We start from the raw sequence: 26,685 nt of genomic DNA, 5'->3' as shown, positions 1-26,685 counted from the left end.
GGGGTGACGCCCGCTTTTCTGTTTCCCGTCTTTCGAAGGAGCGAAGTGATGACCGAATCCACCATCCCCGAGGTGGGCGGCGGGCTCGCCGCCCGACAAGCGCGCATCCGCGAGCTGCAGCTGCTGTTCGCGCTGCACCGCTACGGTCCCGGCTACCAGCAGGTCACCGGTAACGGGCTGCGGTACGTCGGTGAGATCGTCAAGGCCACGCCGCAGGAAGCGGCGTGGCTGGCTGCGCACGTCCAGCAGCATCCCGAGGTGTGGCAGACGCCGTACCGCACTGACGGCCAGTGGGACGCCGAGCGCCGCGACCGCGGCGAGTTGGCGTTCACCGCCTCGGACACCGCGTACCGGGCGGGCCGGCACGCCCGGTCGATGGAGCTGCTCGACGAGGCGTACGCCTACGGAGTCATCGGCGACACGACGTGGCGAGCACTGTCTGACCTGATCACCAAGGCCACCGCGCCGCCGTCCGGCCAGACGCCGGACGGCGACACCGACTCGGGTGCGCAGGTGTCGTCGTGAGGGCGGTAACCAACGCCGAGTTCTACAAGTGGGCGCGCTCTGGGCATGACGCGAAGTCGGCGCGGCTGACCGGCGTAGACGTGCTCGGCCGGTACTCCGGCACGACCGTTGCGGCCGGAGAGCTGGAGCCGGCACCGGCGGCGCAGCTTGATGCGGCGTTACAGCGGTACTACGTGCAGCCGGGCGGGCTGGATCTGCCGGCGTACGTGGTGTCGTGTGACGGCACGCCAGTGGCGTGGCTGACACTTCGCGGCCACCCGGTCGCCCCGGCCGCGCGGTTGAACAAGTTGCAGCTGCGTCACCAGCAGCAGGCACTCACGGCCCTGTCCGAGGTGAGCGACCACGTCCTGGTCGCGTTGGCGGACCGGCGTGACGCCTACGAGCAGCGCACGACCGTCACACCGCCGAGCCCGCTGGGCGGATCGCGGTGGGTACAGGTCGCCGCCGCCGGTGAGCCGACCCGGCACTGGTGGACAACGGTACCGGCCGACTACGGCATCGCGTTCGATCAGGTGCGGTCGTTGGTCGGCGCTGATGAGGTGCGGGTGATCCGCTCGGCCGGTTACGGCGTCGGCGCGAACGTCATCCACCATCCCGGGCTGGAGTTCGTCTGCGCGGTCCAGGCCATCGCGGAGGCGACCGGTTCGCTGCCGGCGGTGGTTGGCCAGTGGGCGATCCTCACCGGATGCGTCGACCCCGCCACGATGCAGCAGCAGTTCGCCGGCGCGTACGTGGGCCGGTTCGACTACGAGCAGGACTTCACCCAACACATTCTGCAGGTCCGCGGCTGGGCCAAGGCGATGGACGAGGTCGGCCTGCCCACCAAGTACCTGGATCTGCGGCAGCTGACCCATGACCTGCTGCGCACCGAGTTCCTCGCCATCGGCATCGACCGCGACAACGACATCACCCATTGCGGTTCCGGCGGCATCGCCGTGGTCGCCCGCTGACCCGTCATCAACGGCGTGGCCGCGCCTAATCCTTCGGGCGCGGCCACCTGCTACTCGCGCGCTCGGGAGGCGCCTTGTGTCTAATCCGCTTCTGACCGCAGCGCTGGCGTATGCCCGCGCTGGCCACCATGTTGTTCCGCTGCACACGCCCACCCCGGGCGGGGGCTGTTCCTGCTGGGACACCGACTGCCCGAGCCCGGGCAAGCACCCGCGAGCGCGGCGCGGTTTGTACGCGGCGAGCGCCGACGTGTCGGTGGTCGCCGCCTGGTGGCAGCGTTGGCCTTCGGCCAACGTCGCCCTGCGCACCGGGCTTTTGATGGATGTCTGTGACATTGATGTCGCAGACGCCCGCCACGACATCACCGCCTTGCTCGATGACGGTTGCGCCGCCGGGCCGCTGGTGGCCACCGCCCGCGGCTGGCACCTGTGGGTTAGTCCGACCGGGCTGGGCAGCACCGTCGGATTCCTGCCCGGCGTGGACTGGCGTGGACGCGACGCCCTTGTCGCGGTGCCGCCGTCGCTGCACGCCGCCGGTGTGCGGTACCGGTGGGTCCGCGATCACCGGCAGCCGATCCCGCCCTGCCCGCCGAGATTGCTGGCCGCGGTACGGCCGCGACCGGTCGGGCTTCGGCTGTCGCCCGCCGTGCCGGCGGGCGACAGCTCCCGATATGCCGCAGCGGCGCTGGCGGCTGAGGCGCAGCGGGTCCGCTGTGCCGTGCCCCCGACGGCCGGTAGGTCGGGGAACCGCAACGACACGCTCAACCGGGCGGCGTTCAACCTCGGCCAGCTCATCGCCGCCGGTTCTCTCGACGAGCAGATAGCGCGCGATCAGCTCACCGAGGCAGCCCTGTCCACGGGCCTCGCCGTCGGTGAGACCCGGCGCACGATCACCTCCGGCCTGACTGCCGGACAGCGCCACCCGCGACGGCGCCGCGCCTGAACGAACGGGGCCGCACACAGCAGCGTGCCCCGGACTCGTTTGAGTCCGGGGCACGCCCGCCTTGCTGTCATCGCCGGCTAGGTCTGCCAGTCACCTCCCTCCTCCCAGTACGGCGCAGGCGCCTCATCGCCGGTGTCGTCCTCCTGCCGCTCCTGCTCCCGCGTGTGCCGGCCCGATCCCGGCCCCGGCTCAACCGGGCTGGCAGGCGCCGGTCCGGTGTCGGCGACCGCATCCCGGATCGCCGCCAGCGACAGGCCCGTCAGTTCGGCAACCGCGGTGCGGGTTTCGCCGAGGTCGAGCATCGCCCGCAACGCCACCGCCGCAAGATGCTCGGCCGCCGCCGCCTTGCGTTCGCCGATCGCGGTGACCTTGGCGACTCTGGCCGCCGTGGCCCCTTCGATCTGCTCAACGGTCGCGGTGTGCTCGAAGAACTCCGCAAGCGCGGCCTCCACCTTCCTCTCCCGAACGAGTCGTTCGGCGTCGCGCTTCTGCTTGGCTTCCTGCGCTTTGCGCATCGCTGCGAAGCGCGCTCCCTTGTTGTTTGTCATGCCGAGAAAAGTACGAGCGGCGCATCAGTTCTCGTGAATAACCAAAACAACCCCCGCCAACCCCGCACAACCCCAATCAACACCCGCCCACAAACCATGCTGAAATCACCCACACCACCCGTCTGACCAGCACAAACGTCCAAGGCCGACAGTCAAAAACAAGCGACGAGACACCTCTTGCACTACCAGTGAAAGTGGGCCATGGTGGTCCTCCACTGGCACCCGAGTGGAGGTGAACAACGCCAATGGGGCCGTCCAATTCGCACCAGATATGCCGCACGGTTTTCAGCGCGTTGTTCGCCGCTTCCGAATTGTGCGTAGGTGTGTTCCCGTGGTGATGACGGTCCACAAACTGTCCGTCGGCGACGGCTACCTGTACTTGACGCGCAACATCGCCGGCGGGGACGTCGACAAGAAACGCACCCAGGACGCGTCCGCCTACTACACCGCCGAAGGCAACCCACCCGGCTCATGGATCGGCCGCGGGGCACCCCTACTCGGCCTCGCCGGCGAGCAGGTGACCGAGGACCAGATGCGGGCGCTGTTCGGGCATGGGCATCACCCGAACGTCGACCAGATCATCGCCGACCACCTGGCCAAGCACGTGAGGCCGGAGATGTCGGAGAAGCAGATCGCTGCCCTCACCGCGCAGGCCCGACGGGAGGCGTCGTTGGGCAGGGCGTTCCCCGAGTACGAAGCCCTCGACCCGTTCAACGACCGGGTCGCGCAGCGCGCGACGAGAGTGGTGACAGAGACCGGCCGCCGCCCGACCGATGCCGAGATGAAGAAGATCAAGCGCGAAGAAGCAGGACGCGGCCGCGGCGGTGTCGCCGGCTACGACGCCGTGTTCGCGCCGGTGAAATCGGCGGCGCTGCTATGGGCGCTGGACCCGCGCGAGGAGGTCCGGCAGGCGATCTTCGAGGCGCACCAGGAGGCAAAGAACAGCGCTTTGGCCATGCTCGAAAAGGAGGCGGCGTTCACCCGGACCGGGGCTGGTGGGATCGCGCAGGTCGACACCAAAGGGCTGGTGGCGGTCGCGTTCGACCACTACGACTCCCGTGACGGGGACCCGAACCTGCACACGCATGTAGCGATCTCCGCGAAGGTTTGCGGTACCGACGGCAAGTGGCGCTCCCTCGACGGCCGCGCCCTGTACCGGATCACCGTCGCGGCGTCGGAGCACTACAACACGCAGTTCCAGGCCGGTGTCACCGCCCGGCTTGGGGTCGAGTGGGTGGCCCGGACACCGCACGGGAAGTCCCAGCTGATCTACGAGATCGCCGGCATCCCCGAGCAAGTGATCGACCACTTTTCCCGGCGCCGCAACAGGTTGTACGCGGGCTATCAGGAGCTGATCGACGCCTACCGGGCGCAGCACGGCAAAGACCCGGACGCGGCGGTGTGCCACAAGCTTGCCCGCCAGGCCACCCTCGACACCCGCGACGGGAAGAAGCCACCGAGGTCGCTGGCGGGGATGCGTGCGGAGTGGACCGCCGACCTCACAGCCAAGTTCGGACCCGACGCGATCCGGGCCGTCATGGACGCCGTCCCCGGCCTCGGACGGCACCGTGCCGAGCCCATTGACGACCTCGATGTGGCGGAGCTCGCCGCCACGGTAGTAGTCAATGTGTCCGAGCAGAAGTCCACCTGGTGCGAGGCAAACCTACGCGCCGAAGCCGAACGCCTCATCCGCGCCCAAGGCCACGCCACCAACCCACAACGGGCCAACGCCCTCGCTGAGCAGGTCCTTACCGTCGCGGTCAAAAAGCTGTCGATCAGCGTCGAGGCACCCGCCATGGTCGCCGAACCCGAGGCGCTGCAGCGCGCGAACGGGGACTCGGTGTTCCGCCAACACGGCGCCGCGCGGTTCACCAGCACCGCCGTCCTGGCGGCCGAAGACCGCCTCCTCAAGGCGGCCCGCACCGCCACCGACGACGCTCTGCCGAAGATCACGGTCGAGGCCGCGCTGGCGGCTTTCGACCGCGACGCCGAGCATCCCTTGGATGCCGGGCAGCGTGAGTTGGTGACCGCGTTCGCGTGCAGCGACGCTCTCATCGCCGTCGGGATCGGCGCCGCTGGCACGGGCAAGACGACCGCGATGCGCGCGTACCTGCACACGGTGAAAGCCCACGGCCGGCGCATCATCCCCCTGGCCACATCGGCGTCATCGGCCGCCGTGTTGGCCTCCGATCTGGGGGTTCCGGCGGAGAACCTGCACAAGCTCCTGCACGAACACCTCGCCGGAAACCACACCGAAGCACTGTGGCAGCTGGCCGAGAATCCGGACACCGAACTACACCGCCACGCCCGTCCGTACGCGATCCGGCCCGGGGACGTGATCCTGGTTGATGAGGCCGGCATGGCCGGCACCGCCAACCTCGACCGACTCCGCACCATCGCCGAACGCCACGGCGCGGTCGTGCGGCTGCTGGGGGACTACCGGCAACTCGGCGCCGTCGAATCCGGCGGCGCACTACGCCTCATCGCCCACGACGTCGGCGCTGTCGAACTTTCGGTGGTCCACCGTTTCCACGACCCCGCCGAGGCCGCCGCCACGTTGAAAATGCGGGTTGGGGACAACAGCGCCCTCGACTTCTACGAGCAGAACCAGCGCATCCAGGGCGGGTCCGCACACGCCATGCTGGATGCCGTCTACACCGGCTGGCAGCACGACATCGCCGCCGGCAAGGTGTCGATCATGTGCGCGGCCACCAACCACGACGTCACCGCCCTCGCCGCACGCGCCCGCCTCGAACTAGTCACCCGAGGAAAAGTCGAACCCGCCGGAGTCGAGCTGCGCGACGGCAACATCGCTGGGCGCGGAGACTGGATCGTCACCCGCCGCAACAAGCGCCGCTTCTCCCTCAACCGCGGCCGGGACTGGGTCCGCAACGGCTCAGCCTGGACCGTTGTCGAGCGCCACAACAACGGATCACTCACCGTCCGCGCGCAGCACGGCAACGGCACCGTCCGGCTCCCGGCCGACTACGTCGCCAACCACGTCGAACTCATGTACGCCACCACGGTTCACCGCGCCCAAGGCGACACCGTCGACACCACCCACGCCCTCATCACCGACGACGTCAGCCGCGAAAACCTGTACGTGGCCGCGACCAGAGGCCGGGCCAGCACCGCCCTCTACACGGTCACCCACCAGTTCCTAGACCTTGATGAGGACCTGCGCATGGACCGGGTTCGGCGTGACCCGGACGCGCGCGCAGCCCGGGAGGTCCTGGAGAACATCATCGCCCTGGACAGGAGCGAGTTGACGGCGACGGAGGCGATCCGCGACAGCCAACACCGCGCCGAATCCCTCGCCACCCTGATGCCGCAGATGATCCACGTCGCTGAACTCGTCGCCGAACCCCGCTACCGGCAACTCGTCAGCGACGCCTTCCCGCAGCACGCCGAGCAGCTCACCGAGGACGGGGCATGGGGCACCATCCGCAGCAAACTCCGGAACGCCGAAACCGCCGGCTGGCCCACCGAACAGCTCCTAGCCGCAGCCGCGCAACGCGGCCCCCTGGACGAGGCGCGGTCGCCCGCGCAGCTGCTCGCCTGGCGGCTGGACCACATCACCGACAGCACTCCGGCGCCGGCGCCGCTGGCCCGACCTGACGACGCTCAGGCAATCCGGTACGCCGACCTGTTGCAGCGCCACATCGGCATCCGCCCTCGAACCGACCTACTGCAAACCAAGCCCGGGGCGCTACGAACCGACACCACCCATCGCAGCGATGACGGGTACATCGGCGTCGACGTCGACCTGCTCGACCAGTACGCCGCCATGGTCGCCGACGCCACCGGAACCGACGCCCGCACGGTCGCCGCGCACCACGCCTGGCCCCACCTCGCTGGAACGATCGCCGCATGGCACCGCGCCGGAAAGCACCCCGACCCAATCCTGGCCATCGCCTCCACCAACCTCGACACCTACGCCGCCAGGGCTACGCAGCACGCCAGCCGGCACGGCATCCCCTCTACGCAGCAGCTCGTGCCCGCGGCGCTCCGCCACCACCAGACCGTCACCGACGTACTCGGAAAAGAGCTCGCCGACCACGTCCGAAGCCAGCCCGGCTGGACCGCCCTGCACGCCGCGATCGGCCGCGCCCACCGGCAAGGCCACGACACCTGGACCCTGCTCACCACCGTGACCGAGGCGCGCTCCCTCGATGACACCGACTCCGCCGCCCAAGTCCTCGCCTGGCGCCTCAACCGGCACCTGCACACCCAGCCCACCCCCGGCAGCAGCGGCGCATGGGCGGCAATCGCCTGGACCCTCGCCGCCCACGAACACACCGGCGGCACCGCCGAAGAACTCCTCACCACGGCACCCGCCTGCGCCAAACTCGACGACCTCGCCACCCACCTACGCGAACAAGCCCAAGCCGCAGCAGCCCACCGCGACGAACGGCAGGCGCCGCCATGGACCCCGACCACCACCACCGACGACGCCGGCCCATACGCGCAGTACCTGCTCGACAGTGAGCAGCAGATCGGCGCTCGTATCCTCCAACTCGCCGAGCAAGCCGCACGCGACCGGCCCGCATGGACCGCCGCGCTCGGCCACGAACCCTCCACCCGGCAAGAGCGCAGGCCGTGGCTGCGGCAACTCGGGATCGTCGCGGCCTACCGCGACCAACAGAACGTCACCGACGACGACCCACGACACCCCCTCGGCCCCTACATCGAGTCCGGCAAGCCCGGACACCGCGCCTACTGGCACGCCGCCCAAGCCATCATCGCCGCCCGACCCAGCCGCACCACCGACACCGAAACCGGCGGTCCAGCAGGGCAGCAAGTCGCCGCCGACACCTACCTCGCGCTGTCCGACAGCCAGCGGCGGATTGTGGCCACCACGGTCATCGGCCGCCTCGGCGCGATCTGGTACGGCGACACCAGCCACCCCGACGAAGCCATCACCCAGCCCGCCTACACCGCCCACCTGCAGCGCGCGCTACGCGACCACCGACACCTCGCCGACCCCGACAACACGACCCAGCCAGCCATCCCTAGCACTGCGTCGGTACCCGGCCGTACCGCCCCGACACCCCGACCAACACCCACACAGGCCCAGCGGCCCAGGCTGCCGTTGCCGCGCCCGCAACCCCGGCCCGGTGGACCCCAGCCGCGCCTGTGACGGCGAGGGTCGGGTCTGGACGGCAGCGGATCTCGTCGGCGACCACGCGTACCCCTGACCACTCCTGCAACCACACCGCCCGCCCCGGCCACGACCAGCACGATGCCGGCGAACTGGCTGGCATGGAACATCAGAGCACCTGGGGCTGGGACCACGGCCTACGCCCAGCTTTGGCGCAGCGACTCCACCAGCGACGCCCCCGACACCTGGCTCTCCGGTGCCACCACCATCTACCCACGGCCCGGCTGCATCGCCCTGGACATCTGCCGCCACACCCGCACCGACCCGTTGACCGCCGTAGGCCCTCTGGGGGCATCGGCAACGACCAAACGCCGCCATTCGCACAGCGCGGACCTGCGTGCGTCGAGTCACGCGGGAAGGGCATCAACCTGAGTGCGCGATGCGCCCATCTGCCTGGCGTGGCCTGAGAAGGTCAAGAGGCGTTGGTGTAGACGGGCGCAGTTCGTTACCGGTCACGAGTTGGGCGGCTAGCTAGGCTGTCCGCTGGTGACGAGGCGAGGAGGACCGATGGCAGCCGGCATACCCCAGGTCAACGATCTGGTGGAGGTCCGTGGGCGCCGCTGGGTGGTCAGCGACCTCGATCCCGCTCCAGGCGGCGGCAGTACGGTGGTCGGCCTCCAGAGCGTGGAGGACGGCCGCTACGGCGACGCCCTTGATGTGGTGTGGGAGATCGAACCGGGCCGGCGGGTGTTGCCGGTCGGGTCGCTACCAGATCTGGCCAGCGGCAGGTTCGACCCGCCGCAGCGGCTGGCCGCGTTCCTCGACGCGATCCGCTGGTCGGCGGTGACCAGCGCGGACACGACCTTGTTGCAGGCGCCGTTCCGTTCCGGGGTGGCGATCGAGGATTACCAGTTGGAGCCGGTTGCCCGGGCGGTGGACGCGCCGACGGTTAATTTGCTGCTCGCCGACGACGTTGGCCTGGGAAAGACGATCGAGGCCGGCTTGGTGGCCCAGGAGCTGCTGCTGCGCCACCGCGCTCGCAGTGTGATGATCATCTGCCCGGCAGGGTTGACGACGAAGTGGCGCGACGAGATGGCCGAGAAGTTCGGCCTGGAATTTGTCGTGGTCGACAGCTCCCAGTGCGCGACGCTGCGGCGTACCCACGGTTCGGCGGCCAATCCATTCCGGGCTTACCCGTTGGTGATCGTGAGTCTGCCGTGGCTGCGGGGGCCGCGGGCACAGCGGCTGCTAGACGAGGTGCTGCCAGCTGACGGCCTATCGGACACCCCCGTGTTCGACCTGCTGATCCTGGATGAGGCGCATCATGTGGCACCGGCGGCGCCGAAGCAGGAGTACGCGGTGGACTCCCACCAGACGAAGCTGCTGCGCCGGCTAGCACCGCACTTCGCGCACCGGCTGTTCCTGTCGGCCACACCCCACAACGGCTATCAGACTTCGTACACCGCGCTGCTGGAGATCATCGACCCGCTGCAGTTCGCGCGGGGTATGCCGCCGGACGATGCGGCCTTGAAGTCCACGGTGGTGCGGCGGTTGAAGCGGGACATTACGCGGGCCGACGGCACGCCGCGGTTCGTGGAACGCACGGCCCGCGCGCTGCCGGTGGAGTATCCAGAAGGTGAGCGGGAGGTACATGCGCTGCTCGGCCAGTTCGCGGCGGCGCGGCGCCGGCGGCTGCGCCAGAGCCGCGGTCGACGCGCCACGGACCTGGTCACGCTGTTGTTGAAGAAGCGGCTGTTCTCGTCACCAGCGGCGTTCGCGCATACGGTGGCGGTGTACGGCGAGACGCTGCGCGCCCGGGCCGAGGGTGCAGCTCCGCCGCCGTCGACGTTCGACGAAGACGCGTGGTTCGACGACTTTGTGGAGACCTCGGCGACCGTCGACGACGACTCGCTGGCCGAGGTTGAGGACGGCGCCCTGGAGGTGTCCGGTCGGCTCACTCCGGAGGCCGACCCCGATGAGCTGGCGCTGCTGCGGCAGTTGGACAACTGGGCCCGGGCACACTCCGGGCGGGCGGACGCGAAGGCTACCGAGCTGCTGACGTTCCTGGAAGCGGTATGCCGCCCCGGCGGGCACTGGACCAACGAGCGGGTGGTGGTGTTCACCGAGTACCGCGACACCCAGTTGTGGCTGGAGCAGCTGCTGCGCGCACACGGGTTGGGAGAGGAGCGACTGGAGCTGCTGTACGGCGGGATGGACCCGAACCGCCGGGAGCTGCTGCGCCTGGCGTTCCAGGCCGACCCGGCGGTGAACCCGGTACGGATCTTGTTGGCCACCGACGCCGCCAGCGAGGGCATCGACCTGCAGCGGCACTGCCACCGGTTGGTCAACTACGACATCCCGTTCAACCCGAACAAGCTGGAGCAACGGATCGGCCGAATCGACCGGTACGGCCAACGTCAACCCCCAGAGATCTTCCACTTCGTTGGGTTGGGTTGGGAGAAGGCCACTGACTCGTATGAGGCGGATCTGGAGTTCCTGTCCCGGGTGGCCCGCAAGGTCGCCCACATGGAGGCCGACCTGGGCAGTGTGAACGCGGTGCTCGCCGAGGCGGTCCAGGACCGGATGCTCGGCCGTCTCGATCCGGGCTTCGACGTGGCCGCCGCGACCCCCCGCACCACGAAGCGGCGCCGGGAGCGCGGCTCGATCGCCGCCGACCGGGACGTCGCCGAGCAGGTCCGCCGGCTGCACGCCGCGATCGACACCACAGTCGACCAACTGGGGGTCACGCCGGGCAACGTCCGCCGGGTGGTCGACACCGCCCTGAATCTGGCCCGGCAGCAGCCGCTGCGCCCGCACCTCGACGAACGAGAACTGGCTCCGGGCCTGGTGGAGGTCCCGCCACTGACCGGCGAGTGGGCGCGCACGACCGCCGGCCTGACCGACAAGCTGACCGGGGTACCGCGCCCGGTGTCCTTCGACGCGCAGACCGCGCAAGGCCGCGACGACGTGGTGCTGGCCCACCTCGGCCACCCGCTGGTGGCGATGTCGACCCGACTGCTGCGGGCGGCGGTGTGGAGCGCGCACAGCGGCCTGCACCGAGCCACGGCGGTGGTCAGCGACGACCCAGACCTGACCGAACCGCTGGTCGCCGCGTACGCGCGCTTCGTGCTGGTGGGCTCCGACGGGGTGAGGCTGCACGAGGAGGTGCTGTACGCCGGGGGCTGGGCACGCCCGGACGGCCGCTTCGCCCGCCTGGACAACCTGGGCACCCTGGACCGACTGCTGCGCGGCGCACTGGCAGACGGCACCGAGGCGGGGGCGCGACTGCGGGACCGGTTCGTCACCGGCTGGCCGAAGCTACGCGAGGGTCTACTGGGCGCGGTGCAGGCCCGGGCCCGTGACCGGCAGGGCAGCCTGCGGCAGAAACTCGACCGGCGCCGCGACACCGAACGCGACCAGGTCAACGCCGCCCTGGACCGCTTCCGCGACGCCCTTCGCGCCGCTCTCAACGAGGAGCCGGAGGAGACCCTGCTGGATCTGCTGAAGGACCCGAAGGAGCTAGCCCAGGCCCGCAAGGACCGGCACTCCTGGGAGGAACGCCTCGCCCACCTGGACACCGACCGGCAGCGCGAGCTGCTGCGCGTTGACGCCCGCTACGCCGACTTGACCCCGCACCTGTTCCCGGTCGCGGTCGTGTGTCTTATCCCCGAACGGGAGGCTGTCCGTTGAGCCCCGCACCCCGCCGCGGCGGTCGCCGCCCCGGCCCGCCGCCGGTGGATCCCCGCCAACAGCACCTGGACTGGCTGTCGCTGATCGAGGTCACCGGCCCGTTCCTCACCGTCCCGGTCCTGCGGGCGGCTTGGCCGACCCTGGACGCCCTGGAGGGCCCAACCCGCAAGGCGCTGCGCACCGCGCACGCGGCCTGGCAACTGGCACCCACCGACCTGCCGGCCCAGCGCACCTGGATCACCTGGGTGCTGGGCGAGCTGCTGCAGTGGGGCGACGCCCTGGAGTCCGACCCTGGAGAGCTGACCCGACTGACCGTCGACGGCAGCACCCCGGACTTCGCCCTCGTCGACCCCGGTGAACTGGTCAAGCCCGACACCACCCGGCTGATCGGTGTCGTTTGCCCGCCCGGCACGGCACCGACCCGGGCCCACCGCAGCGGCGACGAGGAACCTGCCGCCGCCCCGACCGACCAGGTGGCGCGGCTGTGCCGGGCCCACGGCGTCGAGCTGGGCCTGGCCACCGACGGCCGCTGGTGGACCCTGGTCTGGGCGCCGATCGGCGGGGTCACGACCACCGCCACCTTCGACGCCGCCACCTGGCCCGAGCAGGCTGACCAGCCGGTGGTACGGGCGCTGCGCTCGTTGCTGCGCCGCTCCCGGTTCTTCGCCGTCGCTGACGAAGACATGCTGGTCCCGCTGCTGCGCCGCAGCCTGGACAGCCAGGAAGAGGTGACCGAGGCCCTCGGGGTGCAGGTCCGCCAGGCTGTCGAACTGCTGGTGGAGGCGGTGGGCCGCGCCGAGGCGCACGGCGACGACGACATCCTCGACGGCGCCGACGCCCACGACGTCTACCGGGGCGCCGTCGCGGTGATGATGCGGGTGGTGTTCCTGCTCTTCGCCGAGGAGCGCGGCCTGCTGCCCGCCGACAATGACCTGTACGCCCAGGCGTACTCGGCCAGCCGCCTGCACGACGACCTGCGCACCTCCGCCGACCACAGCAGCGAGGAGGAGCTGGAGACCAGCCACGCCGCGTGGCTGCGGCTACTCGGCCTGTTCACCGCCGTCTACGCCGGGGTTGAACACCCGCGGCTGCGCCTGCCCGCCTACGACGGCTCGATCTTCGCCCCGCAGCGCCATCCGTGGCTCGAACGGGCCCGCATCGACGACCGCACCGTGCTGCACATGCTCAAGTCGGTGCAGCGGGTGGTGATCAAAGGCGAGGAACGCAAGCTTTCGTTCCGTGCCCTGGACGTCGAGCAGATCGGCTACGTCTACGAGGGACTGCTGTCGTTCGAGGGCCGCCGCGCCGTGACCACCACCGTCGGCCTGATCGGAAAACCTGGCCTGGAAGAGGAGGTCACCCTCACCGACTTGGAAGCCCACGCCGCAGCCGCACCCGAACCAGCAGCCCTGGCCGCTGGCCTCGCCCAGGCGTACAAGCCGTCCGGTATCGGCACCCCGGCGGCCCTGGCCCGCAAGCTGACCCCACCGGCCAACGGCGCGCGCGCCGAAGTACTGCGCCGGCTGCTGGCCGCCACCGGCAACGACCTCCCGCTGGCCGAGCGGCTCGTGCCATTCGCTGGGATCATCCGCCCCGACCTGCGTGGCCTCCCCATCGTCATCACTACCGGCGGCCTATACGTCACCGAGTCCCGGCTGCGCGGCAACACCGGCACCCATTACACCCCGCGCAAGCTGGCCGAACAGGTCGTCCAAGGTGCGTTGGAGCCGCTGGTCCACTCGCCCGGCCCGCTACAGACCGCTGACACCGCGAAGTGGCGGCCGCGGTCCAGCGCCGAGATCCTGGGGCTGAAGGTCGCCGACATCGCGATGGGCTCCGGCGCGTTCCTCGTCGCCGCCTGCCGGTACCTCGCCGACCACCTCGTCCGAGCTTGGGGCCGCGAAGGCCGCACCGACGGCCGCCTCATCCAGGACGACGGGTACGGCGCCCACGCCATCCACGACACCGAAGCCGACCCGCTCACCATCGAAGCCCGCCGCGCCGTCATCGAACACTGCCTGTACGGGGTGGACATCAACCCGATGGCCGTCGAGATGGCCAAACTGTCCCTGTGGCTGGTGTCGATGGACCCGCACCGGCCGTTCACCTTCCTCGACGACCGCCTCGCCACCGGCGACTCCCTGCTCGGCATCACCGCACTCGACCAGGTCGAGTACATGCACCTTGACCCGAAAGCCGGCCGGACGCTGCACGAGGAGGGCGCCCTGGTCGACTTCACAGCCGGCATCCGTAAACGGGTCGGCGAGGCGGCCCAGACCCGCCGCCAGCTGCGGGAACTCCCCGGTCGGACGCTGGCCGAACTGGCCACCAAACGGCAGATCCTAGGCAATGCAGACCTAGAGGTCGGCCCCGCACGGACTGCGGCGACGTTACTGGTCGCCGCGACCCTGGCCGGCTGCCAGAAAGGCATCGGCTCCCGCGACCCGAAAGCCCGCGACGACGAGGCCGAAGAGCGGGAGTCCAGCCGCACCGGCCTGCTGCTAGAGGCCGCCCGGCTGGCCAGCGACGCCAGCCGAGGCTTCAGCCTCGACGGCGAAGACGTCCGCGCCACCGTGGATCGCAAGTCCGGCCAGTGGCTGCGCACTGATCAGCCCCGCGACGGTCTCGACCGCGAACCTCTGCACTGGCCGCTCGTCTTTCCCGAGGTCTTCGACGGCACGGCCCCGGGCTTCGACGCCATCATCGGCAACCCTCCGTTCCTTGGCGGGCAGAAGATCACGGGCGTTAGCGGTGAGGCCTACCGTGAGTATCTGGTGGAGCAACTGGGGCGGGCGCAGCGCGGCAGCGCCGACCTGGTCGCCTACTTCGTCCTGCGAGCCCATGACCTGCTCGCTCACGCTGGGCAGACCGGGCTACTGGCCACAAATACCCTCGCCCAAGGCGACACCCGCGAGGTAGGCCTGGACCAGCTCACCAGCGCCGGCATGACTATCCGGCAGGCGATCAAGGGCGCGAGGTGGGGGTCACGGTCGGCAGCGGTGGATTACTGTGCTGTCTGGACCAGCCGAGTGCCGCCGTCCGAAGCCGCGCGGCGAATGCTGGACGGCAAGCCCGTCAGCGAAATCAGTCCGTCACTGGATCCTGTGTCGCGCATCACCGGTAAACCCGAACGCCTCCGCGCTAACGGAGGAATTGTGTTCCAGGGCTCGAACATTCTTGGGCTTGGATTCACCATGGAGCCGGCCGAGGCTGCCGCCCTGCGGGAGAAGGATCCGCGCAACGCCGACGTGCTCTTCCCGTACCTCATTGGCAAAGACCTCAACTCCCGCGCGGACAGTTCGGCAAGCCGGTGGGTTATCAACTTCCACGACTGGTCGCCGGAACGTGCAGCGACCTATCGCGACTGCTTCGCCCAGGTCGAACGCCTCGTCAGGGCCGAGCGAGCTGGCAACAAAAGGCCGGCTCGGCGCGACCGATGGTGGTTGTATGCCGAACGCGCACCTGAGCTATACAAGGTGATCGACAAGCTGGAACGGGTCATCGCAATCACGTTGGTGAGCAAGGTTGTCATGCCGGTGATGGTGCCGACCGGGCAGGTGTTCGCGCACAAGCTCGGCATCTTCGCCAGCGACGATCCGGCGATGTTTGGGCTGCTGAGTAGCGCGCCGCACTACTGGTGGGCGATCTCTCGGAGCTCCACGATGAAGGCTGACCTGAACTACTCGCCGTCCGACGTGTTCGAGACGTTCGCCCGGCCCGAGCTGTCGGACGAGTTGCGCGATGCTGGCGAGCGCCTCGATTCCTACCGGCGGGAGCTAATGCTGGCGCGTCAGGCAGGCCTGACCGACACGTACAACCTGGTGCATGACAAGTCGTGTCGAGATGCCGACATTGCCGAGCTACGGCGGCTTCATGCGGCGATCGAAGAGGCTGTGGTGGCCGCGTACGGCTGGGATTTGGAGTTGGATCACGACTTTTACGACACGCGGCAGGGGGTGCGGTACACCGTGGGGCCGGTGGTGCGGCAGGAGATGCTGGATCTTTTGTTGGAGCTCAACCAGGAGCGTCACCGTGCGGAGGTTGCCGCCGGTGCGCATGCGGTGAAGAAGCCGAAGCGTGCGGCCAAGCCGAAGGTCAACCCGGACCAGGACGCGATGTTCTAGCGGCAGGTGACGGGTGCATGGCCGTCACTACCCGGGTGGCGGACATGTTGTACCCGTCGGTGGTGTCGCGCCGGCTACTGTGTGCGGTCGGGCAAGTGCGATCCGGTAGGGAGCCCAACGTGAGTAGTGATTCGCCGGTGCTGGCGGTGCCGCAGGAGTTCGCGGCGGCATCGTCGTTCCAGGTGCGTGACGAGCTGGGCGGCTACCTGTCGCGGGACCTGCTGGGTCCGTGGGAGGGTCCGGAGGAGTGGCTGCCGGTGGGGGTCCGTGGGCCTCGGGACCGGTACCTAGTCGGGGCGTTGGGACCTAAGCATGTCCCGCTGTCGGTGGTGGACGCGGCCAGTGATGTGCCGGACACCGAGGCTGGCGCGGATGCCGATGGTGACGGCGGTGAGCTGCGGGAGCTGTTCACCGTGCAGAACGCTGGCCGGATGTGGGCATCGTCAGCGGGACTGTCATTCGCGGTGGACGCCGATGTCGACGTGCTGTCCGTGACGGTCTCCTGGGGTCATTATGCTCCGGTGCCGCGCGGTGGCGAGGACGGCAAGCGTCGCAACGTGTGGGTGCGGCGACCGGTGACCCACACGGTGGAGGTGCGGCTGGACGGGGCGCTGAACCGGCGGTTCCTGCTGGCCAATCCGGGCCCATCGGCCGACGACGAGGCGGAGCCGGCGTCGCCGGTGTACGCCGTCGAGGAGGTGGCTGCCGACGACGACATTGTGGGTGTCTACCTCAACGCTCAGGTGCGGCACCGCCGCGACGCCGGCGGGCGGCAGCGTCGGGTGGTGGAGTTGGCGTTGGTGAACACCCAGTACGAGGCGCTGGCCAACCCGGACACCGCGTGGCTGTTCCAGCCGTCGCTGGAGGTGACGGCGCTCGACGGCGTCACTGACGTCTTCCTGCCGGCCGATGATCCGTTGGTGGACCCGGCGCCAGCCGGTGATGACCCGGAGGAGCGGCATCTGCGGCTGCTGTATCGGGATCTGCTCAAGTACGCCGACGGCCGTAACGTCGCCGTCCACGCCGATGCCCGGCCGGGGGCGCGGCGGGCGTGGCGGCTGGTGACGAGGTGGATGCCGACGTTCGACGTGCCGGCGACGGTCGCGCCGCCGCCGGATGAGTCCGCGCATCTGGCCGGTGTGGAGCTGTCGATGGACCGGTTGGCGGAGCTGGACCCGACCGGGCTGGCGGCGGCGTTGACGCCCCTGGCGGCCGGGTACACCGCCTGGCTGGATGAGCGGGCCGCGCAGGTCGCCGGCCTGCCCCCAGACCTGCGGGAGGTGGCGCAGGCGGCGATCGGTCGGGCCCGGGTGGTCGCCGAGCGGGTCGCCGCCGGGGTCGCGCTGCTGGTTGATGATCCGCAGGCGTTGGATGCGTTCCGGTTCGCCAATGCGGCGATGGCGTTGCAGCGGCGCCGTACCGCCCTGGCCGCGCTGCGGGAGATCTCGGGACTCGGCTTTGCCGAGGCCGCGCACCAGATCGAGGAGCGGGGGGCGAGTGCGGCGTCGTGGCGGCCGTTCCAGTTGGCGTTCGTGTTGTTGAACCTGCCGGCGTTGACCGACCCGGCGCATCCGCAGCGGCGGGCCGACTCCGGTGGCAGCCTGGTGGACCTGCTGTTCTTCCCCACCGGTGGCGGTAAGACTGAGGCGTACCTGGGGTTGACGGCGTACACGTTCGCGATCCGGCGGCTGCATGGCGTCATCGGAGCCGGGGGTGATGCCCGCGACGGCGGTGACGGGGTGGGCGTGCTGATGCGGTACACGCTGCGGCTGCTCACCGCGCAGCAGTTCCAACGGGCGGCGGCGCTGGTCTGCGCGGCGGAGGTGCTGCGCCAGCGGGCCGTCGACGGCCGGTTCGGTGACAAGCCGTTCCGGATTGGCCTGTGGGTGGGCGCTTCGGTCGCGCCGAACTGGTACCCCGACGCAGCCGAACAGATCGACGAAGCGCGGGTCAGCGGCAGCGGCCGGCGGGTCAACGTCCTCCAAACGCTGGCCTGCCCGTGGTGTGGGGAGAAGCTGCGCGGCGAGCGGGACCTGGACCACTCCAAACAGCAGCGGCGGGTCCGGCTGTACTGCCCGCGTGGGGAAGGGTCGGCGGCGTGCGAGTTCTCCCGGCGGATCAACCCGGACGGGCTGCCGATCTTGACTGTGGACGAGGAGCTGTACCGGTATCCGCCGAGCCTGGTGATTGCCACAGTGGACAAGCTCGCGCAGCTGCCGTGGTTCGGGTTCGCCGGTAACCTGTTTGGCCGGGTGCGGCAGTGGTGCCCGCGGCACGGCTACCGGCACCCCGATCTGGACCGGCGCACCGACTGCCGGGACAAGCACAACGTCAGCAGCGACGGCCGGTTAGCAGCGGTCAGGAGTCAGCCGGTGAACCGGCTGCGCCCACCCGATCTGATCATCCAGGACGAGCTGCACCTAATCTCCGGCGCGCTCGGCACGACGGTGGGCCTGTTCGAGGGGGCCGTGGCGGAGCTGTGTCGCTGGGAGCCGCCGGGTGCGTCGGCTGCCGCCGGGCCGGTCATCGTCGCCTCCACCGCCACCACCAAACGCGCGGACGCGCAGGTCCGGGCGCTGTACGGGCGCCGATTAGCGGTGTTCCCGCCGCCGGTACTCGACGTCGCCGACACGTTCTTCTCCCGGCAGGTGCCACTGTCGACGGAGAACCCGGGCCGCCGCTACCTGGGCCTGTGCGCGCACGGCACCCGGTTGAAGTCGACGGAGATCAGGCTGGCGGAGATCCTGCTCATCGCCGGCCAGACCCTCTTCGACCAGTACGGCGAGAAGGCGGACCCGTACCTGACCCTGGTCGGCTACTTCAACGCCACCCGGGAACTGGCCGGTATGCGCCGCTACCTCGACGACGACGTGGCCAACCGGGTCCGCCGCAACGGGGTCCGGCGCGGTATCGCCAACCGGATCGCCCGCAACCGTGGCCTGCTCAACATTCAGGAGCTGACGTCCCGGATCTCCAGCGGCGACATCGCCGATGTGCTCAAACAGTTGGAGTACGGCTTCGATCCGCGCACCGACACCACTACCCGGTGGGCGGCGGTCGTCGACGAGATGCGCGCCGCCCAGCACGACAAGCGTGAGCCTGTGTTACCCGCCCGCGCCGGTGGTTTCCCGGTCGACGTGGTGCTAGCCACCTCGATGCTGCAGGTCGGGGTGGACGTGTCCAGGTTCGGGCTGATGGTCGTCACCGGCCAGCCGAAGAACACCGCCGAGTACATCCAGGCGTCATCGCGGGTCGGGCGGGACGCCAATCGCCCCGGCCTGGTCGTCACCCTCTACAACTGGTCCCGGCCCCGCGACCTGGCCCACTACGAAGACTTCGCCCATTACCACGCCACCTTCTACCGGCAGGTGGAGGCGCTGTCGGTCACCCCGTATGCCCGCCGCAGCCTCGACCGGGGCACCGCTGCGACGGTGGTGACCGCGCTCCGGCACGCCGCCGACGACCTGACCGCTAACCCCGGCGCCGGTCGGGTCGACCTCGACGGTGAGCTGGCCGCGCAGATCACCGGCCGGCTGCTCGACCGGGCCGAACGCGCCGGCGGGCCACCCGCCCGCGAGTACCTCGCCGAGCGCCTAGGCCGACTCCGCGACGCCTGGACGCAGCGGCAGGGCGGCGAGTACCCGCTTGGTTACGAGCTGCGGCGCGATCCAGAGCAAACCTACGTCGGCTTACTCGACCTGGCCGGGCAGGGTCCGTGGGGTGACCTCACCGTCGCCCGGTCCATGCGCGAGACCGAGACCGAGGTCAACCTGCTCGTCTCCGGCGGGGACCTGGTCGACCGGCCCGTCGGCGCACCGCCCTGGCAGTTCCAGGCCGCAGCGCAGCCCGCCGACACCGACGACGGCAGCGGCGACGAACTCGGCGCCGTCCCGACCGGAAGGGCAGCCCGACCGTGAACAACGCCCCTCAACACCGCCGGCGGGTCGGCACCGTACGCCCCAGCCACCTGATGTTCACCGGCGGTATCGGCGCCCTGGTCGACCTGCCGAACTTCTCCGTCCTCGTCAACGGCATCGACGACTGGCGGTACACCCAGGCGTACACCCCGCTGACCGAGCCGCGGCTGCTCCAAGCCATCCAGACGCTGCTGCGCGACCGGGGCGTCGTCGAGCTGCGGCCGGCGCCGTGGATACCCGGCATCGACGACAACCCCAGCGGGGAAGCTGCCCGCGTCGGCGTGCCCGTCACCCCGTTCCCGCAGTGGCTGCGCTGCACCGCATGCAACGAACTCGGCGCCTACCACCCCAGCGTGTGGACCTTCGTCAACGACAAACCTCGCCGGCCTGACCAGGCGCTCTTCTTCCACAACCGCTGTCCCAGCAAGCGCAGCAAACCACTGGCAGTACCGGCCCGGTTCCTACTGGCCTGCACCAATGGGCACCTCGACGACTTTCCGTATCCCGAGTTCGTCCACCGTGGCGGCGCCTGCACCGCCGCACCGAAACCCCGCCTGATCATGCGTGACTTCGGCGGCAACCTCGGCGCCAACGTGCAGCTGGAGTGCCACAGCTGCGGCACCGCCAAGCGCAATATCAGCGACGCGATGGGCTTACGCGGGCCGGAGAACCTGCCCGCCTGCCGGGGCCGCCACCCACACCTGAAGACATTCGGCCGATGCGACCAGCAGGCCCGCCTCCTGGTCGCCGGAGCCTCCAACCAGTGGTTCCCGCAGACCCTGTCAGCCCTGGCCGTGCCCAAACCCGCCGCCGACCGCCTTGACGAGGAAGTGGAACGCCAGTGGCACAACCTCGTCGACATCCCCAGCGCGGCGATGCTGACGACCATGCGGGCCATGCCGGCAATGAACGGGGTGTTCGCGCCGCTGCGGGACTTCACCGACGCTGACATCTACGCTGCGATCGAGCGCCGCCGGGCCGCCGCCGACACCGACACCGACCAGCCGGTCGGCTACCCGGACCTACTCACCCCCGAATGGCAGATCTTCACCGCGCCTCAGCTGCCCGAGGCGACCCTGGACTTCACCGTACGACGCGACCCAGCCGGCCTGCTCGACCTGCCCAGTCGGCTCTTCTCCGACGTGCTCCAGGTCGAGCGGCTGCGTGAGGTGCGGGCGCTCGCCGGTTTCACCCGCCTCGACGCGCCCGACCCCGACGACCCCGGTCTGGTCACCCGGGTCAGCCTCGGCCGCGGCAACCCGACCTGGGTGCCCGCCAGCGAGGTGCGCGGTGAAGGGATCTTCCTGCGCATCGACGAAGACCTGATCAGCGATTGGGGGAACAGGGTGACCGACAGCGCCGCCCTGCACGCCCACCGCGACGCTTACCAGCGGTTCCGCCACAACCGGTACTCCGACCGGATCACCGCCGACTTCGACCCGCTGTATGCCTGGCCCGGTGCCCGCTATATCGCCCTCCACACCCTGTCCCATCTGCTGATCCGCACCATCGCCCTGGAGTGCGGATACAGCTCCGCCAGCCTGTCCGAACGCATCTACTCCGCTAGCGGTGACGACCCCCGCGCCGGCATCCTCATCTACACCGCCGTCCCCGACGCCGAAGGCACCCTCGGCGGCCTCGTCTCTCTCGCCGAACCGGCCGCACTGCGCCAACTCCTGGATCGCGCCCTCACCGATGCAACCCGCTGCTCATCCGACCCGCTGTGCGGCGAACGCCTACCTCAGGCCCCGGCCGACTTCCTGCACGGTGCGGCCTGCCACGTCTGTCTCTTTGTCTCCGAAACCACCTGCGAACGCGGCAACCGCTACCTCGACCGCCGCTTCGTCGTCGCCATCGACGACCCGAAACTTGCCCTGGCACCCGACCTGTGAATCCAGACCTGACCGCGCAGTTGGCTACGCTGGCGCACTCCCTCGGCCCGGACGCTGTCGCCGACCTCGCCGAGGCCATCCACGCCGCCTCGTCGAGGGTTGGCGCACCGCAGCTCCTGACCGACCCCGCCGGTCGGGCTGCGGCTGCGGCCATCGAGCAGGCCGTCACCGCCGGCGACCTTAATGCCGACACCGCCGCGGCGTACGCCGCCGGATTCGCCGCCGGTTACCGCGAACGCACCAGCCACACCCGCACCGAGGTCGTCTGGACCGGCCCGTCCACCTTCGACGTACCGGTACGGGCCACCGCCCAGGTGCTGGTCGGCGTGGTCAACCAGGCCCGAACCGAGCTGATCGTCACCACCTACTCAGCCCGCCCGTACCCTGCCTTGCGAGACGCGCTCACCGCTGCCGTCGCCCGAGGCGTCGATGTCTGGGTCGTGGTCGAGACGCTCAGCGGCGCCGGTAGCGCTATCCAAGGCGACCAGCCAGCCCAAGCATTCGCCGACCTACCTGGCGTACAGCTGTGGAGCTGGGATGTCGCCCAGCGGCCCGACGGCGCGAAGATGCACGCCAAGACCGTGATCGCAGATGAGCAGACGCTCCTGGTGACGAGCGCCAACCTCACCACCTCCGGCCTCGACCGCAACATCGAAGCCGGAATCCTCATCCACGGCGGACCAACCCCCCGCCGTGCTGCCGAACACCTACGCGCCCTCCGCCGCGACGGCGTCCTGTTGCGTATCTGAGGGTGTCAATGCCCTACCGACCCGGAACGTCCCGTCCGGGCTACCTGCGATTCGTTTCGTGTTCCTGACGGAGGATGGAGAATAGAAGCTGATCGTGCCATCGGCCGTCGCGCCATTGAGCCCGCCTGATCCGGCCTTCGAGGCTCATTCCAGCTTTCTCTAGGCAACGGATCTCAGGCTTGTTGTCTGGGTGAGCAGTTGCCTGGATGCGTTCGGCTCTGGTGTGGGCAAAGATGTAGTCGAGGAGCTGCTGCTGCGCTTGCGCGCCGATCCCTTTGCCTCTGTGCTCTGGCAGGACGCCGACGGCAATTTCCCAGCATTGGGATGTGTCAGCGGGACCCCAGTAGCGTTCCATCCAGTCGACTCGCCCGACCAAGTCACCATCTACTTCGATGGCGAGCATGTTCTCGGGGCCTGCCAGGAGTCCGCGTTTCTGGAGGTTGTCACGGAAGCGGTGGGCCGTCCAGTAGCCGAACCATTGGTGGACTCCGGCCCCGTCAGGACGTTGGAACGCGGTTTCGAACGCTGTCAGATCGCCCTCGGCGATAGGGCGAAGTCGTACCGAATGCACTCCAATTCACACCCTCTCGCGGCTCGTCGAGGCATCTCAGTCTACTGTTGACTGGGAGTTGTTCCGCAACCAGCTTGTAGACGGTACTCGTAGACGGCGCGATGCTTTCCCTTGCCTTTGTAGTTCGATTGAAGTTGGACGCCGCCCTCCGTCATGTCCCCCAGGACGTTCTCGAATCCCCGGGCAAGCCAGGTATTGTGTGCGACGACGTTGCCCGGTTCAGACGTGAGGAAAATGCGTCGGCAGTTCCACTCTTCGGCTTGTTCCGTGATTTCTTTCAAGAGTGCGGTGGCGACGCCTTGGCGCCGGAAGGCGGGGTGGACCATCACGTCCTGGATGTAGATCTCATGTGGGTTGTCCTGGCTTCGGAACGCGATGATTGAGCCGGCGAGCTGGCCGTCTCGGACGTCCAGCGGGCAGGTTGTTGAGAAGAGTTTGGCGTAGAGCCAGTAGTCGGATTCGGTGCGTGGTTTGACGTACGGTTCACCGAGCGCCATCAGGGCGAGGACATCGTTGATGTCATCCTGGGCGATGGGCCGGATGGTCATAGTGATTCCGGTCGGTAGGCGTTGACGTGGGCTGCGAACCGGGACGCCGCGGTTAGGGGGTCGACCGCGTCGGCGATACTTCGTCCGACGATGAGGATGTCCCATTCTGGGCTGCGCAGAATGTTGTGGTCCGTCGGGCTAAACCCGCCGGATACCGACACGGGCAGGCGGGTCCATCGACGCAGTGTCGTCGCTGCTGTCATTGGGTCCCGTCCGGCCACACCGAGGTCGATATTGGTGGTGATCGTGAGGCCATCGACTCCAGCGCGTTCCATGTCGCGTATCCACGGGTGGCGGGCGTGGGACGGCACATCGAGGACAACAGGTAGTCCGAGGCGGTGTCCGGCTGCGACAGCTGCGGAGACGCTGGCGGTGCTGGCGGGTCCGATGAGTAGAACGACGTCAGCGCCGGCTTCGGCTGCGATGACGACTTGGTCGCGCCCCCAGTCGGCGGACATCATCTCGGCGACCACGATCGCGTCGCCACTCGCTTGCTTGATCGCGGCTATCGCTGCGGCTCCTGCGCTCTTGATGAGCGGATCGCCAACCTCTACCAAGTCCAGTCCGGCTTGCGCTGCCGCTCGGGTGAGGGCAACTGCCCGTTCGAGGTCGGGTGTGTCGAGGGCGAGCTGGATTAGGCGCTGTCCTCGGAATCGGCGATATTCCTGACTGCGGGAGCCCAACTCTGCTCCCAGCGGCCCAGCGGCATCGCTGGCGTCGTGGATGGCTGCCGCTTCGCGCCGCAGGATCGGATCGGTGGACTCGGCGACGAGTTGAACGATCCGGTCGCCGGTGGGTCGAGGCAGCTGGACCGCGCCGGTACGCGATTCACGCAGCAGCCGGAACAGGGCCGTGCGTGCCGGCCCATCGGGGAGGACGGTGGTCTGCCATCCGTGCAGCAGGGCGAGCCGGTGCGCTGTAGCGGCGACGTGGCTCGGGGCCTGCGTCCAAGAACTATCGGAGTCGAGGACGTCGGCGACGAGTTCGAGCACATGTCCGGCGGGTAGCGGCGCCGTCGTGTCGAGGATGGCGTGGAGCAGGCAGTTCCTGACGTGCCAGTTCTCGTCACTAAGGAGCTGACGGATCATGGTCACGTCGCCAGTAGTAGGTACGACGGCGGTGACGGCGGCGCGGACCTTGTAGTCCAGGTCGCGGACCAGGCGCTCTGTCAGATCGCGGTGAAGGTCAGTGCGGGGTGCGCGCGGGTCTTGGAGACCGTCGACGAGTGCTGCCCGTACACGCCAGTCTGAATGCTCGGTGATGCTGGTCAGCAGGTCACTGGTCTGCTCGGCCGTGAAGAGGTAGTAGAAGCGGGCGAAGAAGCTGGCTTGGTCGGGGTCGTCGAGGTCCGCGGCGGCGGCGAGCGCGTCGATGTCTGCGGCGTCGAGGTGGTGCTCGACGAGGGTGATGAGGTCGGCCCAGATTCGGGTGTGATGGCTGCGCAGTATGGCCAGCAGCCACCGCTGGAATTCCGCGCCGAGCGCCGGGACGACGCCGTTGTGGGCGATGACCGCTTTGGCGAGGTCAAGTGTCCCCGCCTCTAGGGCGCAGCGCTGGGCAATCCTGCGTAGGACATCTGGGGTTACGAATCCGGTGCTGCGGTCGTCGCTAGCGTCCAGGATCAATGGGAGAGTGGTCGTGGCGGAAATTGTTGCGGCACCAATGGCGTTGGTCAGTAGCCCGCGATCGGTGGCGTCGAGCAGATGCGTCACGAGGGTCAGCACATTGCGGGCGGTCGCTGAGGTCGTGGCTTGTTCGGCGAGGTGGTTCAGGGCCGAGGTGACCGTGGCAGGGCGGTTGTCGGTGGCGAGATGCCGAACAAGACCGAACGCAAGGAAGTACTCGCGCATCACGTCATGGCTGAAGATCAGCTCGCCGTCGTTGTCTTGGCGTGTTAGCGGTGGCCACGCGGCGATTTGCGCGGTCGTGTCCTGACGGCGGTTTTTGCTGCCAGCGCTCGGCTGCAGGTCAGGAAGTTGACGCGCGGCCAGGGCGATCATGTCGTCGATAGCCGCCGGGGGATCCACCCCTTCGTTTCGCAGGACAGCGTCAACGCAGGCGCCTATGAGCGTGGCGGGGTTGACCGGCTGTGCCTGTCCGGTGGCGCCAAGGGTTGTCATCAGTCGTGAATACAGCGGGAGGCGGGCGAGCTGCTGGACGTGGTGAGGAAGTTCCCTGAATGTGGGCATGCCTTCGACGTGGTGGGCTTGCCATGCGGCGGCGGCTTCGGCGACGCTCCATCGGTCCAGGGCTGGTTGCGCTACGGCGCCGTCGGCGGTGGTGTAGCTGGATGCCATGAGCACTGGGTGAGCTGAGAGGTCGACTTCTGGCGGGGTGCGGACCAAGAGCAGGAACCGCAGTTGGTGGGTGAGTACCTGGCGCAGGATGCGGTCGATCTCACCGGCGATGTGGTGCAGTTCGGTGTGGTCGGCAATCGCGTCGATGACGACGAGCAGGGGTCGGTGAAGGTTCCGGCAGCTGGCCTCCAGGGTCAGCAGCGGATCGGGTCCGGCTCCGCATGAGGCGTACCGGAGTATTTCGGCCGCCAATGCCACCTGGCGGGCATACCAGCCATCGGCAGCGTGTAGCTGCACGTCAGCGCCAGTGAGGTATCTGACGGTGTGCCGCGCCAGCGCGCTCTTGCCAACGCCGGCAGGACCTTGTAGCAGCAGGACCCGGGCGCGGGACCGCATGAACTCTTCGAGGTGGGTCTCTGCCAGTTTGGGGGACAGGTAGTGCGCTGCGGGTTCAGCGCTGGTCATGATCTCCAGCAGCTGGTGGGAGCGGCTGCTGGAGCGTTCACCTAGGTCGCCATCCTCGGTTCCGCCGGTGTCCGATGATCCTGCTTTAGCGGCTGGCTGGCTGGCGGCCTCGAGAGCGGCGCCGAAGCGGGCCTGAATCTCCTTGGCTGCCCGGCTGAGGTCGACATCGAGGATCTGCTGGGTCTGGTACCGGAGCCGGGCCTGCACGCCGCGGCGTTCCCAGTTCGACACGGCCGCGTCGTTGACGCCCAGGTGGCTGGCGAACTCGCGGACACTCATCCGCCTGGCCTGGCGAAGTAGCCGCGCCTCCAGCCCCGACCACTTCACCACGGCGGTCACGGGGGCGGCACCTCCAATTCAAGGGTCAG

Annotated in this window: 13 protein-coding genes; 9 read left to right on the top strand and 4 right to left on the bottom strand. The window is 69.0% G+C overall.

Annotation, left to right across the window (positions count from 1 at the left end; all coding sequences use genetic code 11):
• Positions 1-48: 48 nt before the first annotated feature.
• The 3 genes from ABD287_RS10540 to ABD287_RS10530 all read left to right on the top strand — a co-directional run bounded on the left by ABD287_RS10540 (position 49) and on the right by ABD287_RS10530 (position 2,415).
• Positions 49-525: a hypothetical protein gene (locus ABD287_RS10540; RefSeq protein WP_344171739.1), complete on the top strand. Its 477-nt coding sequence runs from the start codon at positions 49-51 to the stop codon at positions 523-525.
• Positions 522-1,475, top strand: coding sequence for a hypothetical protein (locus ABD287_RS10535; protein ID WP_344171737.1), 954 nt, complete (start codon positions 522-524; stop codon positions 1,473-1,475). The genes ABD287_RS10540 and ABD287_RS10535 overlap by 4 nt, the downstream gene beginning before the upstream one ends.
• 76 nt (positions 1,476-1,551) lie before the next feature.
• Positions 1,552-2,415 carry a bifunctional DNA primase/polymerase gene (locus tag ABD287_RS10530; RefSeq protein ID WP_344171735.1) on the top strand — a complete coding sequence of 288 codons (864 nt, stop codon included), beginning with the start codon at positions 1,552-1,554 and terminating at the stop codon, positions 2,413-2,415.
• Between the two features lie 77 nt (positions 2,416-2,492).
• Here ABD287_RS10530 and ABD287_RS10525 read toward each other — a convergent pair whose 3' ends face one another.
• A complete protein-coding gene (locus ABD287_RS10525; protein WP_344171733.1) occupies positions 2,493-2,963 on the bottom strand; it encodes a hypothetical protein in 471 nt (156 codons plus the stop codon).
• 337 nt (positions 2,964-3,300) lie between these two features.
• On the opposite strand from ABD287_RS10525, the gene mobF reads away from it, so the two are divergent.
• The 6 genes from mobF to drmC all read left to right on the top strand — a co-directional run bounded on the left by mobF (position 3,301) and on the right by drmC (position 22,436).
• The gene (gene mobF / locus ABD287_RS10520; RefSeq protein WP_344171921.1) at positions 3,301-8,103 is read left to right on the top strand and encodes a MobF family relaxase; all 4,803 of its coding nucleotides are present in this window, start codon (positions 3,301-3,303) and stop codon (positions 8,101-8,103) included.
• 528 nt (positions 8,104-8,631) lie between these two features.
• On the top strand, positions 8,632-11,754 hold the full coding sequence (gene drmD, locus ABD287_RS10515; RefSeq protein WP_344171731.1) for a DISARM system SNF2-like helicase DrmD: 3,123 nt from the start codon (positions 8,632-8,634) through the stop codon (positions 11,752-11,754).
• Positions 11,751-15,878 carry an Eco57I restriction-modification methylase domain-containing protein gene (locus ABD287_RS10510; protein WP_344171729.1) on the top strand — a complete coding sequence of 1,376 codons (4,128 nt, stop codon included), beginning with the start codon at positions 11,751-11,753 and terminating at the stop codon, positions 15,876-15,878. Before drmD ends, ABD287_RS10510 begins: the two co-directional genes overlap by 4 nt.
• A 119-nt stretch (positions 15,879-15,997) precedes the next feature.
• Positions 15,998-19,795, top strand: coding sequence for a DISARM system helicase DrmA (gene drmA, locus ABD287_RS10505; RefSeq protein ID WP_344171727.1), 3,798 nt, complete (start codon positions 15,998-16,000; stop codon positions 19,793-19,795).
• A complete protein-coding gene (gene drmB, locus ABD287_RS10500) occupies positions 19,792-21,687 on the top strand; it encodes a DrmB family protein (RefSeq protein ID WP_344171725.1) in 1,896 nt (631 codons plus the stop codon). Before drmA ends, drmB begins: the two co-directional genes overlap by 4 nt.
• Positions 21,684-22,436: a DISARM system phospholipase D-like protein DrmC gene (gene drmC, locus ABD287_RS10495; protein WP_344171723.1), complete on the top strand. Its 753-nt coding sequence runs from the start codon at positions 21,684-21,686 to the stop codon at positions 22,434-22,436. Before drmB ends, drmC begins: the two co-directional genes overlap by 4 nt.
• A 40-nt stretch (positions 22,437-22,476) precedes the next feature.
• On the opposite strand, the gene ABD287_RS10490 is transcribed toward drmC, so the two are convergent.
• The 3 genes from ABD287_RS10490 to ABD287_RS10480 are packed head-to-tail and all read right to left on the bottom strand — an operon-like array spanning position 22,477 to position 26,656.
• Positions 22,477-23,007: a GNAT family N-acetyltransferase gene (locus ABD287_RS10490; RefSeq protein WP_344171722.1), complete on the bottom strand. Its 531-nt coding sequence runs from the start codon at positions 23,005-23,007 to the stop codon at positions 22,477-22,479.
• 41 nt (positions 23,008-23,048) lie between these two features.
• Positions 23,049-23,555, bottom strand: coding sequence for a GNAT family N-acetyltransferase (locus ABD287_RS10485; RefSeq protein WP_344171720.1), 507 nt, complete (start codon positions 23,553-23,555; stop codon positions 23,049-23,051).
• On the bottom strand, positions 23,552-26,656 hold the full coding sequence (locus ABD287_RS10480) for an orotidine 5'-phosphate decarboxylase / HUMPS family protein (protein WP_344171718.1): 3,105 nt from the start codon (positions 26,654-26,656) through the stop codon (positions 23,552-23,554). The genes ABD287_RS10485 and ABD287_RS10480 overlap by 4 nt, the downstream gene beginning before the upstream one ends.
• Positions 26,657-26,685: the final 29 nt, after the last annotated feature.

This window comes from Pilimelia columellifera subsp. columellifera (genome assembly GCF_039532605.1).
Lineage (GTDB): Bacteria > Actinomycetota > Actinomycetes > Mycobacteriales > Micromonosporaceae > Pilimelia > Pilimelia columellifera.
The sequence above is the reverse complement of the archived record's forward strand: the minus strand, read 5'-3'. Positions and strand labels throughout refer to the sequence as shown.

Coding starts and splice junctions, on each gene's coding strand:
- drmD (WP_344171731.1), top strand. CDS start 8,632: ATGGCAGCCGGCATACCCCAGGTCAACGATCTGGTGGAGGTCCGTGGG.
- mobF (WP_344171921.1), top strand. CDS start 3,301: ATGACGGTCCACAAACTGTCCGTCGGCGACGGCTACCTGTACTTGACG.
- ABD287_RS10485 (WP_344171720.1), bottom strand. CDS start 23,555: ATGACCATCCGGCCCATCGCCCAGGATGACATCAACGATGTCCTCGCC.
- ABD287_RS10540 (WP_344171739.1), top strand. CDS start 49: ATGACCGAATCCACCATCCCCGAGGTGGGCGGCGGGCTCGCCGCCCGA.
- ABD287_RS10525 (WP_344171733.1), bottom strand. CDS start 2,963: ATGACAAACAACAAGGGAGCGCGCTTCGCAGCGATGCGCAAAGCGCAG.